The sequence below is a fragment of the Tolypothrix sp. PCC 7712 genome, from assembly GCF_025860405.1.
GTDB lineage: Bacteria > Cyanobacteriota > Cyanobacteriia > Cyanobacteriales > Nostocaceae > Aulosira > Aulosira diplosiphon.
Window position 1 is genome coordinate 4439000 of sequence record NZ_CP063785.1, and the last position, 14418, is coordinate 4453417.

At 40.2% G+C, this 14418-nt stretch carries 13 protein-coding genes; 8 read left to right on the top strand and 5 right to left on the bottom strand.

Annotated features, from left to right (window positions below; translation table 11 throughout):
* The first annotated feature begins 131 nt into the window (after positions 1 to 131).
* Together HGR01_RS18355 and HGR01_RS18360 are read left to right on the top strand one after the other, a co-directional pair.
* Positions 132 to 860, top strand: a complete 729-nt coding sequence (locus HGR01_RS18355) for a DUF3891 family protein (RefSeq protein WP_045867481.1) — start codon at positions 132 to 134, stop codon at positions 858 to 860.
* Positions 861 to 940: 80 nt separating this feature from the next.
* The gene (locus HGR01_RS18360) at positions 941 to 4105 is read left to right on the top strand and encodes a GAF domain-containing protein (RefSeq protein WP_045867482.1); all 3165 of its coding nucleotides are present in this window, start codon (positions 941 to 943) and stop codon (positions 4103 to 4105) included.
* A 111-nt stretch (positions 4106 to 4216) separates the two neighbouring features.
* On the opposite strand, the gene HGR01_RS18365 is transcribed toward HGR01_RS18360, so the two are convergent.
* The gene (locus HGR01_RS18365) at positions 4217 to 5125 is read right to left on the bottom strand and encodes an aspartoacylase (protein ID WP_045867483.1); all 909 of its coding nucleotides are present in this window, start codon (positions 5123 to 5125) and stop codon (positions 4217 to 4219) included.
* Between the two features lie 140 nt (positions 5126 to 5265).
* On the opposite strand from HGR01_RS18365, the gene HGR01_RS18370 reads away from it, so the two are divergent.
* The gene (locus tag HGR01_RS18370) at positions 5266 to 6153 is read left to right on the top strand and encodes a LysR substrate-binding domain-containing protein (RefSeq protein ID WP_045867484.1); all 888 of its coding nucleotides are present in this window, start codon (positions 5266 to 5268) and stop codon (positions 6151 to 6153) included.
* A gap of 278 nt (positions 6154 to 6431) precedes the next feature.
* Here the strand turns inward: HGR01_RS18370 and HGR01_RS18375 are convergent, their stop codons facing one another.
* Together HGR01_RS18375 and HGR01_RS18380 are read right to left on the bottom strand one after the other, a co-directional pair.
* Positions 6432 to 6761 carry a hypothetical protein gene (locus HGR01_RS18375; protein ID WP_045867485.1) on the bottom strand — a complete coding sequence of 110 codons (330 nt, stop codon included), beginning with the start codon at positions 6759 to 6761 and terminating at the stop codon, positions 6432 to 6434.
* Between the two features lie 238 nt (positions 6762 to 6999).
* Positions 7000 to 8016 carry a metal ABC transporter substrate-binding protein gene (locus HGR01_RS18380; RefSeq protein WP_045867486.1) on the bottom strand — a complete coding sequence of 339 codons (1017 nt, stop codon included), beginning with the start codon at positions 8014 to 8016 and terminating at the stop codon, positions 7000 to 7002.
* 300 nt (positions 8017 to 8316) lie between these two features.
* Between HGR01_RS18380 and HGR01_RS18385 the strand changes: the two genes are divergently transcribed.
* Positions 8317 to 9057 (top strand): metal ABC transporter ATP-binding protein, encoded by a 741-nt coding sequence (locus HGR01_RS18385; protein WP_369792163.1) that lies wholly within the window; start codon positions 8317 to 8319, stop codon positions 9055 to 9057.
* Between the two features lie 88 nt (positions 9058 to 9145).
* Positions 9146 to 10003, top strand: coding sequence for a metal ABC transporter permease (locus tag HGR01_RS18390; protein WP_045867488.1), 858 nt, complete (start codon positions 9146 to 9148; stop codon positions 10001 to 10003).
* A 382-nt stretch (positions 10004 to 10385) separates the two neighbouring features.
* Here the strand turns inward: HGR01_RS18390 and HGR01_RS18395 are convergent, their stop codons facing one another.
* Positions 10386 to 10901 (bottom strand): hypothetical protein, encoded by a 516-nt coding sequence (locus tag HGR01_RS18395; RefSeq protein ID WP_168160921.1) that lies wholly within the window; start codon positions 10899 to 10901, stop codon positions 10386 to 10388.
* Between the two features lie 175 nt (positions 10902 to 11076).
* On the opposite strand from HGR01_RS18395, the gene HGR01_RS18400 reads away from it, so the two are divergent.
* The 3 genes from HGR01_RS18400 (at position 11077) to HGR01_RS18410 (ending at position 13478) form a co-directional block, all read left to right on the top strand.
* A complete protein-coding gene (locus HGR01_RS18400; RefSeq protein WP_045867490.1) occupies positions 11077 to 11784 on the top strand; it encodes a hypothetical protein in 708 nt (235 codons plus the stop codon).
* 116 nt (positions 11785 to 11900) lie between these two features.
* The gene (holA, locus tag HGR01_RS18405) at positions 11901 to 12896 is read left to right on the top strand and encodes a DNA polymerase III subunit delta (protein ID WP_045867491.1); all 996 of its coding nucleotides are present in this window, start codon (positions 11901 to 11903) and stop codon (positions 12894 to 12896) included.
* A 102-nt stretch (positions 12897 to 12998) separates the two neighbouring features.
* Positions 12999 to 13478 carry a DUF4168 domain-containing protein gene (locus tag HGR01_RS18410; protein WP_045867492.1) on the top strand — a complete coding sequence of 160 codons (480 nt, stop codon included), beginning with the start codon at positions 12999 to 13001 and terminating at the stop codon, positions 13476 to 13478.
* Positions 13479 to 13718: 240 nt separating this feature from the next.
* Here the strand turns inward: HGR01_RS18410 and HGR01_RS18415 are convergent, their stop codons facing one another.
* Entirely contained in the window at positions 13719 to 14333 is a 615-nt protein-coding gene (locus tag HGR01_RS18415; protein WP_096621640.1) for a helix-turn-helix transcriptional regulator, read from the bottom strand.
* Between the last annotated feature and the right edge of the window lie 85 nt (positions 14334 to 14418).

The following is a 14418-nucleotide window of genomic DNA, read 5'->3' on the forward strand; positions in this document are numbered from 1 at the left end:
GAGAGATATAAATATGTGCAACTTCACATGAAATTGGTATGAGTTATGAGCATTATATGAGCCAGTTAGAAGTAAATTCGCTGGCTCATTTTTCCGGAAAAATTACAATTAAGTATATGGAGAATTGACTGGTGATTGTTAATGCTACACAAAATGGTTGGGAAGTAATCTATCATCGTGCTCATGCATTATTAGCAGCGCAATTAGCCGGACAATGGCGACGTAAAAATGCTCCTGCAAGATTATATGAAACCCTAGCTGCAATTTCCCATCATGATGATTTAGAAAAAGAGTGGGAAGAGAATATTTTGACAGAAAGTGGTGCGCCACTAGACTTTACTCTCAGTACAGAGACTGATATCAAAAAAATTGCTAATCTTGTCAAAAATGCGCGTTATCGGGGAAGATGGGTAGCTTTATTAATTTCTAAGCATATAAGTCGCTTACATGGAGCAAAACGCGGTGAATCTCCTGAAATAGACAAATTTTTGGATGAACAATTGGAAAACCAGGAACTTTGGCGTAAGGAATTAGGAATTGACAAACAAGAAGTAGATGCTGCTTATGCATTTATGCAATGGTGCGACCGCTTATCTTTAATTCTCTGTCAGCAAGAACTCCCGGCTGATGAACGCTGGTTAGAAATTAGCAAGGGGCCTGACGAACAGCGTTATGACATTATGCAACGCAGCGATAATTTGGTAACTGTCAATCCCTGGCCTTTTGAAGATGAGAAATTTACAGTCAATATAGAAGCTTGCGACTTATCACAGTTGAAGTTCAAAAGTAGCGCCGAACTGTCCCAAGCACTCCAGGAAGCGCCAATCAAAATATTGGAATGGACTTTTGTCAAGCACTAACAAAAAAAAATCCAATTTATTTAATATTTGATTTACCCAAGGGAACAATGAAACTAAGCATTTCATTTTCCCTTAAATCTATGACATCAAATGATGATGAAGCATCTCAAGCCTTGCAAGAATGTCAACACCAGTTACAGCTTGCTGTTCAGTATCAAAAAATCTTAGCAAGAATTCTTGCCAAGAGTCGGGCATCAGTGAATTTAGAATCTCTGTGTTCGAGTTCTTGTCAAGATATTTGTCGGCAATTGAAGATTGAACGAGTGGCAATCTATCGTTTTAACCCTGACTGGAGTGGCAGTTTTATTAATCGTTTAAGCTTTGCAGAATCACCCTGGAATACACTGGATGCTTTTGGACAAGATTTGGTTTGGGGAGATTCCCATTTACAAGAAACTCAGGGGGGGCGATATCGAAAAAATGAGCCGTTTGCTGTTGATGACATTTACGAAGCAGGATACTCTCGTTGTCATATTGAAGTCTTAGAACAATTTCAAATTCGCGCCTATGCGATCGCCCCGATTTTTGTAGGTGCAAAACTGTGGGGATTGCTGGCTGCTTATCAACACTCTGCGCCCCGCAAATGGCATTCTAGCGAAGTAGAATTCCTCGCCCAAGCTGGCACCTATTTTGGTGTAGCAATGCAGCAGGCAGAAATTCTTGAACAAACCAAACAACGCACCACCGAACTGCAAGATGCGATCGCGCGTCAACGAGCATTAATAGAAGTGGTGGGCAATATTCGCTCTTCTCTGGATATCGAAATAATTTTAGATACTACTTGTCAGGAATTATGCAAACTTTTGAAGTTAGAGCGGGCAGCAATTTATCGCTTTAATCCAGATTGGAGTGGTGAATTTGTCAGCCAATTTGGGATGCTAGAATCGCAGTCGAATAGAATTAATGCTTTTGGCAGAAATCTCGTTTGGGAAGATACTCACCTGCAAGAAACCAAAGGTGGACGCTACCGCAATAACGAAAGTTTTGCCGTTAACGATATTTACCAAGCTGGACATTCACGCTGTCACATCGATATTCTCGAACAATTTAAGATTCGCGCCTATGTTTTAGCACCGATTTTCCTAGGTTCAAAACTTTGGGGATTGATAGCAGCCTATCAACACTCTGCACCGCGTCAATGGGTAGATTACGAAATTGAATTCCTCGGGCAGGTAGGGGCACAATTAGGAGTAGCAATTCAGCAAGCCGAGAATTTGATTCAATCAAAACAACAAACGGCGGCGTTTCAAGATGCGATCGCACGTCAACGGGGGTTAACTGAAGTAGTCAGCAAAATTCGCTCTTCTCTAGATATTGATTTAATCCTCAGAACCACTTGTCAAGAAGTGTGTAAACTCCTCAAAGTTGAACGTGTCGGTGTTTATCGCTTTAATCCTGACTGGAGTGGCGAATTTGTCAGTCATTTTGGCATGGTGGGCGCACAGTGGGACAGTATCAATCCTTTTGGCAAAAATTTAGTTTGGGAAGATACTCATCTGCAAGAAACCAAAGGTGGACGCTATCGCAACAACGAAAATTTCGCTGTTAACGACATTTACCAAGCCGGACATTCACGCTGTCACCTCGATATCTTAGAGCAGTTTAAAATTCGTGCCTATGTGTTGACTCCCATTTTTGTGGGGCGCAATCTGTGGGGATTGCTGGCGGCTTACCAACATTCTGCGCCTCGTAACTGGGATAGCGTAGAAGTTGAATTTTTGGCACAGGTTGCGAGCCAACTAGGAGTAGCCTTACAAAATTCGCAAATGATCGTTCAAGTTCAAACTCGTGCCGATGAAATGCACAAATCGGCAGAACAGCGACGAATTTTATTTGATTTGGTGGTGAAAATTCGGGAATCGCTGGATTTGGAAACCATCTTGAAAACCACAGTCCAAGAAATTAGGCGATCGCTTACTGTAGATCGTGTAGGTGTGTTTCGCTTTGATCCTGATGTCAATTTTTGCAGTGGGGAATTTATTGCTGAAGACGTGTTACCTCGGTTCGATGCTGCTCTGGCTGTGAAGGTGCAAGATTATAGTTTCGCCGATCAGTATGCAGCGCAATATCAGCAAGGGAAAGTGCAAGTGATCTCTGATGTCAACCGTGCAGGCTCCAAAATCCCTCATTTTGATATAGTTGAGCGATTTCAAGTTAAAGCACAGATTGTTGTGCCATTAATGGAAGGAGATGAGCTATGGGGCTTGTTGTGCATTCATCAATGCACCCATGCACGTAACTGGCAAGAAACAGAATTAGAATTTGTCACTCAAGTAGCAGCACAACTCAGCGTCGCTTTGCGTCAAGCCAACTTGTTCCAACAATCAAGTTTGCTGGGTCAAACCCGTGAAGAAGCAAATCAACTTGCTCAGACCCTCAACGAGTTACGTACTGCTCAAATGCAAATTATCCACGCCGAAAAAATGGCCAGCTTAGGGCAATTGGTAGCGGGAGTTGCTCATGAGATTAACAACCCAATTAATTTCATTCACGGTAACTTAGAACACGCCGATCAATATACCCAAGAATTGCTGCGCTGTGTGCAGCTTTATCGAGAACATCATCCCTATGCGGCACCAGAGATTCAAGAATTTTGGCACAAAGCCGAGATTGAGTTTTTATTCGACGACTTACCGAAATTATTCCAGTCCATGCAGGTAGGTACTAATCGCATTCGGGAAATTGTCACATCTTTGCGTAATTTCTCGCGCTTGGATGAAGCTGACTTTAAGTCCGCAAATATTCATGAGGGAATTGACAGTACATTGATGATTTTGCAAAACCGCTTGAAGTCTTCAGCTGGTAACCCGATTATTCATATTACTAAAGACTACGATCGCTTACCGCTAATCGAATGTTATCCCGGTCAATTAAATCAAGTATTTATGAATTTGCTCTCTAATGCCATTGATGCCTTAGAAGAACGCAACGCCCAAGCTACTCCAGAAGCGATCGCCACTAACCCCAGTGAAATCAAAATTTCTACCTCAATGCTGAATAAAGACTGGGTTGCCATTCGCATTGCTGATAATGGTCTTGGCATCGATCAACAGGTACTTTCTCGGCTGTTCGATCCATTTTTTACTACAAAAGTTGTTGGTAAAGGCACAGGTTTAGGTCTTTCTATTAGCTATCAAATTGTCACAGATAAACATAATGGCAAGATATATTGTCAATCTGAACCAGGTAAAGGCTCAGAATTTGTGGTAGAACTGCCAATTCATCAAGCGACACATAAAAAATAGTAATTAGGGCGGTGCAATTAAAGATAGTTGGTAAGGGATGTCATTAGTCATTTGTCATTGGTCATTCGTATTGACCCTTGACTCTTGACTCTTGACTCTTATGCCAGAGAATCACTGTGCCAGTTGCGTAAGTCCTATTTTTATTTCTAAATCCCTTTTTTCAGTGATACACATTGCAATTCCCTTTTCGTAATAAGCTGCCTCATTAATAAAAACTGGATAGACGATTGAGTCACCTTCATAGGGAATTTCTTGACCATCAAAGGTTAAAAAAATCGGCTCTCCCGGATGCAGTGGTTGATAATCTCTAAATTGCAATCGCGGATGAATCATTGCCTGAATTTCGCCCAATTGATTTCGGGGATAGTCTATTGTTCCGAGGTTGTGATAAGCGGTGAGGGGGTCATTTACGAGAGGAGCTTTTCCCTGATTGTAATCTGCTAAATAATCTAAAATCGTATGAACAATTGCTTCAGTTTCCTGAAATAAAGCAGCATCCAAAACACCTTGAGCAACTGCGCCAACTTCCAGGGTACAGCCAAATTGACAAATTGAATCGAGATGAGACCTTTCTTGATTTTTGGTTGTGGAATAAAGTACTCTAACTTTGGGATTTATTGATGCAAGATGAGCCGCTAATTGAATATTTAATAAATTCTCATTACCTAAAATAATAGACAGTCCCATATTGGCAGTAGAACTGTGTAAATCGATGACAAAATCTGCTTGCTGGCTACCTGCAAAACCAAAGGTTTGATAAATTACCTTAGCGCGTTGGGCTTCATAACTAGACAAATGAGGATTTTCTAAATCTTGCGGGAGGAAACAGCGATTGAGGTCAGTGTCAGTATAGCGTCTGCCAATTGCATGGGCTTTAGGATTAGCAATTAGTGTCAGGGTTTCAAAACTTGAGCGCTGAATTAAATCAGGCGATCGCTCAAATTTTTTCACTAAATAAATTCCCGTAAGTTCATTTCCGTGCGTTCCACCAACAATCACAACACGTTTGATTTGACTCATATTTATAGCAGTCGCCCTGATAACCTGATCTCAATTTTGCACAATAGCCCTTTTTGTGACTATAAGCGAAAGCAACTATATTTAAGATACTTTTTTAACAACTAAAGTATATTTTAAAAATATAGTAGTTCTGGCAAGCAATGGAACTTCGACATTTACGGTACTTTATTGCTGTGGCTGAAGAAAAGAACTTTAGCTATGCAGCGCAACGTTTACATATTGCACAACCTCCCCTCAGTCAGCAGATTAGCGCCCTGGAAGCAGAAATTGGTGTCAAACTCTTCGATCGCAAAAAACGTCCCCTGCAACTCACATCTGCGGGACAAGTATTTTTAGCAGAAGCCAGGTTAGTTTTAACTCAAGTTGAACATGCAATTATTCAAACACAGCGCGCCAGTCGCGGTGAAATTGGTGAATTGGTAGTAGGTACAAATAGTTCTATTGCCAATAGCCTGCTTCCTGATATGCTGCGAATATTCCGCGATCGCTTTCCCTATGTCAAGCTGGTATTACGGGAACTCACAGCAGCACAGCAAATTCAAGAACTACACAATCGCCGTCTAGATATCGCTTTTGATCGCTTACTCAATTCCTATCAACAGAATACTGAGTTGTGTTATTTACCGATTGGGCGCGAGTCTTTGGTGATTGCATTACCAAAAACACATCCTCTCGCTTCTCAGCCAGAAATCCCTCTGCAAGACTTGGCACATGAACCTTTTGTGTTACCTTCTACAGAATTAGTTCCTTCCTATACTGAGATTATTCACCTTTGTGAACAAGCTGGTTTTTTCCCCAATGTCGTTCAAGAAGCCACCTGGATGATTACAGTTCTCAGCTTAGTTGCAGGTGGGGTGGGAGTAGCACTTTTACCCAGCAATGTCCAAAATCTTCAGCGCCAAGGTGTTGTTTATAAACCTATCCAAGGCGCAAATCTCACTAGAGAGATTGTAGTTCTGTGGCGACAAGAAGATACTTCACCCGTTTTGCACGAGTTTCTCAAAGTAATTCAAGAATTAACAAATTGAAAAACTCCATCCCCTTGTGGATGGAGTTTTTGGTTATAGGGAATGGGGCATAGGGCATGGGAAAGATGTTGCTGTGTCCCGCCACAACTCCAAGGTAATACCAATTTTAAAAAATAATGTGACAGATTGTAGGGGCAAGGCATTGCCTTTTCCTCTAGAATATATTGATAAAAATTATTTGAATTTGTATTAATATTTCCAAGAATAAACACTCTTTAGGGGCGCAGTTGTGCGCCCCTAACTATCCACTTCATTTAGTAGAAAAAGCTATTAAATTACTACCACCAAATGCGATTGCCGTTTTCATCAACTCGTGCTTGACGAATTACATCAGAAATTTCTTCAGCGTCTTTCACATGGTGAAGTGCTTTCTTCTCACCATTTGGTTCATCAACAACAAAGTATGTAGGGACTGTAATGTGATCGCCTGTAATATCTGGCGAATCTACAGCAACTTGTTTAGCCTTCTCTTCTACTGACTGTGGTTCGTCAGCAATTCTATCTCCGGGATTGGCTGTTAAGTTTCTTTCTTTGACATTTGGCTCATCTTGAGAATGCCAATCTTCACTTACAGGTTGTCTAATTTGCTCGTTTGATTCATTAGTCATAACTATTGCGGTGATTTAAAACTAGGCATTTACTAACATCAATTTAAAGAATAAAATGCCGTAAGAGTTCTTTCTCTAGAGAGAGTTTGAGAATATTAATTAAAGACAGATGTCTTAAGTTATATATTCATGGCAATATTTATGAAAAACTTCTTGCTTAAGAAATAGTTAATATTAATTTTTTTCTCAGAAGTATGGTGTGTTATTGCTGAGAATGCAACATTTATCACTGCTGAATTTATTTTTTAGGTTGAAAAGGCGTATATTTACCACCTAAAGCTTCGACAATCGTGCGGGTATTGGCTGTCATCATTTTGATATATGTATCGCCTTCACTCCCCTTTGCACCGATGGAGTCGGAATAAAGTTGACGTGGGGCGAGGTTGACTTTAGCTTCTTCGGCTACAGTTTTAATTAAGGCAGGATTGATAGTTGTTTCCGCAAAAATGGCATTAACGCCGATTTTCTTAATTGACTCCACTAATCGCTGTACAGTTTGGGCGCTTGGTTGTTCTTCAGTGCTGATACCGATTAGTGTACCTGCGATCGCAATTTTATAAGCTTGTCCATAATATTGAAAAGCATCATGGGTAGTAACAAGTTTGCGCTTATCTGGGGGAATGGTTTGGATTTGCTGATTAATCCAACTATGCAACTGCTTTAATTCATTGCTAAGTTGGGTGGCATTCTCAGTAAATTCTGCTTTATCTTCGGGCGATAACTCAATTAAACCATCCCGAATTGCATTTACCATTGCGATCGCATTTTCTGCACTACCCCACACATGAGGATCGGGAACGGTTTCACCTTTACCTTTATCTAACTGCAAAGGTTTAACAACTTCTCCCACCGCTAACCGCTTCACACCTCCACCCGCAGCATTCATTAACTTAATTAATCCGGGTTCTAGGTTGTAACCGTTATATAAAATCAAATTCGCTTTTTCCATTACCCGGCTATCTGCTGGTACTGGTTCATAAACGTGAGGATCTGTACCAGGCTTGAGAATTCCTCTTACTTGAATTTCATCGCCGCCAATCTCTTCAGTTAAATCAGCAATGATAGTGCTAGTTGCTACAACTTGCGGTTTCCCATCACTCTGAGAATTACTACCGCTATCCGACTGGCTACAACCAAATAAAGCCAAAGGTAGAAGTATTGCCAAGCATATCTGCGAAAGAATGTATGTGGATTGGGAAAAGGGAGAAGGGGTAATGGGTAATGGGTAATTGGGTGTTTGGTGTTTCTTCCTCATCTCCCTCATCTTCCTCATCACCCCCATGACGGCAGTTGCTACAACGGAGGAGACCTCCGCAACGCACTGCCTCCCCAATGCCCCATGCCCCATGCCCATCTCTTTCTTAAGTATTAGTTTCATTTATCTACAACATTACTTCTATCTATAGATTTTTTCATATTTCTCTCATTTTTATAGTAAGCTCAAGAAATAAAATATGAAAGCACAGTTATGAGAAGTGTTTCTTTTTACAAAAAATTCAGTTTAGCACCGAGAGAATTCTGGGGAAGTCCTACACAAGTTATACAAAACCATGAAATGAAATCTACAGAAGGAATTTATATCTCCCATTTAGGGGTACACTACCGCACGCAAGAAGCATTGCGCGACGTTAATTGCATCATTGAACCAGGTAAACTCACAGGTATTTTTGGCCCGAATGGTGCTGGTAAAAGTACTTTAATGAAGGCGATATTGGGCTTGGTCGCGAAAAGTAGCGGTAATGCTTTATACCAGAATAAACCCTTGATGCAGCAACTAGAGAAAGTTGCTTATGTACCCCAGCGTAGCCAAATTGATTGGACTTACCCGGCGACAGTTTGGGATGTGGTGATGATGGGAAGGGTAAAAAAAACGGGATGGTTGCGTAGTTTTTCCGCAGTTAGCCGTCAGGTAGCAAATAATGCCTTAGAAAGAGTGGGGATGAAAAATTATTGCGATCGCCCCATCGGAGAACTCTCCGGAGGACAGCAGCAGCGAGTATTTTTAGCCCGTGCTTTAGCCCAGCAAGCAGAAATTTTCTGTTTTGATGAACCATTAGTAGGTATCGATCAAAAGACTCAAACAGTAATTTTTGAAGTCTTTCATGAACTCGCAAACGCAGGCAAAATCGTTTTAGTAGTCAACCACGATTTAGGCGAATCTATCACCCACTTTGATGATTTAATATTATTAAACCGAGAATTAATAGCCACAGGTTCAAGACAGCAAGTACTCACCGAAGAAAACTTACAAAGTGCCTATGGTGGAAAAGTGATGTACTTTTCTGATGCAGCTTAAATTGTCATTGGTAATGGGTAATTGGTAATGGGTTATCAGACAAACAACTAATGACAAATGACAAATGACAAATGACAAATAACAAACTATGTTCCAAGCATTAATTGAGCCATTGCAATATGGCTTTATGCAGCGATCGCTGGTGATTGCAATATTAGTCGGGTTGTTGTGTGCTGTCGTTGGTAGCTACTTGATGGTACAACGATTGGCACTGCTGGGAGATGCGATTAGTCACTCAGTTTTACCAGGACTAGCGATCGCCTTTATGGTGGGAGGTAATATTTTTGTTGGGGCTTTTATTGCTGGCGTTGTGAGTACAATGGCGATCGCACTTATTAGAACGCGATCGCCAATCAAAGAAGATGCGGCAATGGGCATAGTTTTCTCAGCATTTTTTGCCCTTGGTATTACCTTAATTACTGTTATTCAAAAAGATAATAAAATTGACCTGAATCACTTTTTATTCGGCAATATTCTGGGTGTAACTATTGATGAAGTAAGAGACACCGCCATCATTGCAGCGATTGTTTTATTAGTTGTAGTTTTACTCTACAAAGAACTGTTATTTTACACCTTCGACCCTTTAGGCGCACAAGCTGCAGGTTTACCAGTTAATCGGCTGAACTTTGGATTAATGCTGCTAATTGCCTTAACAATTGTCGCTAGTATGAAAGCGGTAGGTGTAATTCTTGTCCTTTCACTATTAATTACCCCTGGTGCGACAGCTTATTTATTAGTGAAACGCCTCAACCAAGTAATGATTTTAGGTGCAGTTATTGGCGTAATTTCTAGTACTAGCGGCATGTATTTGAGCTACTTTTATAATTTACCCTCAGGCCCCGCGATTGTATTAGTAGTATCGGGATTATTTGTCTTAGCATTATTATTTAGTCCGCGACACGGGATATTTGCACCGCAACAGAAAAAGGAAATTGTCGAGAAGTAAATCTAGTGAATGCAAGATGTTCAAATCCCCGACTTTTTGGAAAAGTCGGGGATTTATACCAATTCAAATAAATATATTCTAGATGGCACAGCGTGCCGTGCCCCTACAATCTGCTGCATTCTTTTTTCCAATTGGTATTACCCAACAAAAAACCGAACAATAATTTTGGAGGGGGTTTGGGGGACGCAACCGTCACCCAATCGGGGGTTTGGGGGAGAATCCCCCAATTCTTCTAGCTTCTTTAATCAGTGATACAAAATCAAAAAATGTTCGCGACGCATCAATATATTCCAGAGGGTACGGCGTGCCGTGCCCCTACAATCTGTCGCATTCTTTTTTCCAATTGGTATTATTTGTTCGTGAGGTGATCGCATTCATCAAGTTATTGATTATATAACCCAAAAGATGACTTAACTTCCCATACATCTTTTATTCTTTCCAGATAAACTATGCTGCCATACTGAGGAGGCCCGGCGGGACAATGGGCGTATATTTGAATTAATGCTTGGGAAAAATCAACAGAAAACCCTGGTCGAGTCAACCAATAAAAAACAGACCACCGATAATCATAATTATTACAAAGTTGCTGACACTGTTGTTCAGAAATGAGCGTGAGTTGATCGTTAATCAGCAATGGACTCAATAAGCTAGATTGATGATTGCTCATTACCCAATCGTCATAAGTCTCTTTTTTGACATTGTAAGAACTCTCAAAAAATGAGCCGCAGGGTGAAAGTTGCAAAAACTTGATGTTGTCCCAGGGAATAACTTCTCCCTTAGCTGTTGGAGAAAAAATCACAGTAGAGGTTGCAATCAGGTATGCTCCCGCCATCCTGTAATTTTGAATTACAGCAGAAAAAACCTGTGATTCATGTTGCGATCGCATTTTTTCTCTCATCTGCTAACAAAGACAATTATCAGTATATTTACTAATTTTAATTTATTAATATTGTTATTTTTGCAATTTATATTATTGCTGTAACAAGGAGCGCGATCGCGTGATGCAGACAATCTGAGCGTCAGCAATATAATGTATAATCCCGGACAGTTGAACTCCGCTCACGGGGATAAGTATGGATAGAGCGCTCATAGATAGGCTGATAGAGACTGTTCACCAAGAGTTAATTCCTAAATTACAGATTGAAAGTATAGCTCCCCACGATCCAGTAAAAATCAGCTATCTTCCCTATCCTTGGGAAAAAGTGGGAGCAGGAAATTACGCTGCGGTAGTCTATCACCCAGATTACCCCAACTGGGTTGTCAAAATTTATGCACCTGGACGGCCTGGTTTTGAAGAAGAGGTAGAAGTTTACCACCGTTTAGGTTCTCATCCAGCTTACTCGGAATGTTTATATGCTAAAGATGGTCTTTTAATTTTGAAGCGGTTATATGGGGTGACTCTTTATGATGCTATTCAACGCGGATTGCGTATCCCTAAGCAAGTAATCCAAGATATCGATGAAGCTTTAGAGTATGCGCGGATGCGGGGATTATATCCCCATGATGTACATGGGCGAAACGTGATGATGTATGAAGGAAGAGGATTAGTTGTAGATATTTCCGACTTTCTTCATGAAGATAAATGTGCCAAATGGGATAACCTCAAAAGAGCATACTATTGGTTATATCGCCCCATCCTCGCCCCATTACGGCTGAAAATTCCCTATTTTTTACTAGATGCTGTTCGTAAGGTTTATCGCTTCTTCTCTAAATTAAAAAAATCTGCTGAGGGTATTTTGTCTAAAACTTCGAGAAAAAACAACAAAACAACATATCTATAAATCCCCCAGTCCCCAATCCCCATTACCCCTTATCCCCAGAGGGGGCCCCGAGTTCCCCAATCCCCAATCCCCAATTCAGTGATACCTTGAAACAAGAGGAGAACTGAGGCTTTTCCATGCCAATTTACGTTTACTGGGGTGAAGATGATTTTGCCATAGAAAAGGCGGTGGCTGCATTATGCGATCGCATCCTCGATCCCCTATGGACAAGTTTTAACTACAGTTCCTTGCTTCCAGATCAAGCTGATGCGGTGATTCAGGGATTAAATGAAGTGATGACACCCAGTTTTGGCGCTGGTGGAAGGTTAGTCTGGCTAGTAAATACTACTCTGTGTCAGCATTGTCCAGATAATGTGTTGGCTGAACTAACGCGCACCTTACCTGTGATTCCCGAAAATTCATTTTTATTGCTCACCAGTCGCAACAAACCCGATGAACGTTTAAAATCGACGAAATTTTTAAAACAACAAGCTACTGAGTTTCGAGAATTTCCCCTGATTCCCCCCTGGAAAACAGAGTTACTCGTACAAGCAGTACATCAAGCTGCTCATAGCACAGGTGTTAAACTCACAGCTAAGGCGATGGAAGTGATTGCAGAATCCGTAGGCAACGATACCCGCCTCCTCTACAATGAAATGGAGAAATTGCGGCTCTATGGTGCGGCTAGCAATCAGCCTCTAGATGTAGATAGTGTTACCAAGTTAGTCAGAAATACTACGCAAAATAGTTTACAATTAGCAGCAGCCATCAGAAATGGCGATACAGCTCAAGCCTTAGCCACCTTAAGCGATTTAATCAATGCTTCCGAGCCTGGTTTACGCATAGTAGCTACCTTGATTGGTCAATTTCGCACCTGGCTATGGGTAAAAATTATGATGGAAAGCGGTGAGCGCAATCCCCAAGAGATTGCGAAAGCTGCAGAAATCGGTAACCCCAAACGTATTTACTTTTTACAACAGGAAGTCAAATTCCTTTCTGTACAGCAACTCATCTCGATTTTACCTCTGCTCCTAGACTTAGAAGTTAGTCTCAAGCAAGGATATTCAGATATTACAACACTGCAGACAAAGGTGATAGAACTTTGTCAAGTGGCTAGAGGAAGTAGAGCATAAATATAAAAATTTAATGGATTAAGAACTTTCTGGAACTTCTTACTTCTAAAATAATTCACAGTCATTATCGTATTGCTACTCTAGTTCTGTGTCATACACCGTATGAAAAACATTGCTGATTTCTGTTTCCCAGTAAGCTGGCAAAAAATGCTTTCTCAAAGTCTGTCTTACAGTGCGATCGCCACTGCTAGTTTAGTCGCCAGCGTTTTAATAGTAAGTGGTAAAGTTAATGCTCAAAGTCCTCAACCAGTAAATAATGATGAGGTTAATAATTATGCTCAAGCCGTACTAGCAATGGAACCGGCTCGTCAACAAGCCTTTGACGAAATTAAAAAAATTATCGGTGGAAGTGAAATTCCTAAGATAATTTGTAATGACTCCAAAACTATCAGTGGTCTGCCAAAAAAAGCGCAAGATGTTGCAGTAAATTACTGTACTCGCTCTCAAAAAATAGTTGAAGATAATGGGTTGACTATTACACGTTTCAACCAAATTACTGTCAATATCCAAAGCGACGAAAACTTAAAACTGAAAATTTACAATCGATTATTAACTATCCAAAATTCTGCCAAACCTCGCTAAAGACAAATTCATTAATCCTCAACAATAGCAAATGCCAAATTCATAATTATGCAAAATATTAGTTAGGATTAATTATATGTTTAGCCTCCAAAAATATTGATATTTTGAATTACTGACTAACTGCTAATTCAGGGTTCAATATCCTAATTTATTAGTGGCATCAATGCAACATCCTCATTTCTAAATTGCTAAACAAGCGGATTGATCCTTAGGGTCAATCCAAAATTTCAACTTTTATAACTAATGTTGCATTTCCAAAAATGCCTGTCTTTTAGCATGGATATTCTTCATGTGCTTCTTGACAGTATTCACAGTGATATACAACTTCGTAGCAATATCTTTATAGCTATATTTTCCTCGATAAAGAGACCAAATTTCTGCTTCTCTCGGTGTCAAATCATATTTTTTCACTTCTGCGATCGCAATATTTTTAAGAGATTGATATTGATTCTCAATCGTAACTAAGAAATAAGGCATCTGCATACTATTTAAATTTAACCATCTCACCCGAATCCGAAAAACTGTAGTTTGATTAAATACAATTTCATCTGACAGTATCAGCCCTTGATTATCTGTAAAACTGCGACTGTCAATTAAAGATTGGCACAAATGCTGGATGACTGGATGAATAAATTTTTCGTGGCAATTTTCTAGATTCAACTGCAAACAAATTTGGTCGGCAGATGCGTTGGCGTGTAATAGTTCACCCGTCTCATTTAAAATTAAAATTCCATCTTCTAAGTTCTCAATTACTGCTTGAAAAAAATAAACTTGCATTAAGTCAGGATAATTCAGAATCTCTGAATTTTGTACTTTAATGTTTGGTGTAGTAGCAGTTTGAGTGAGAGTAGTCATATAGTAATGAATCTTAAAAGGATATTTTCTGTAATAAATTCCATGACATAGATGCATATTGCTAAAAGCCCTATGCATCTATAGC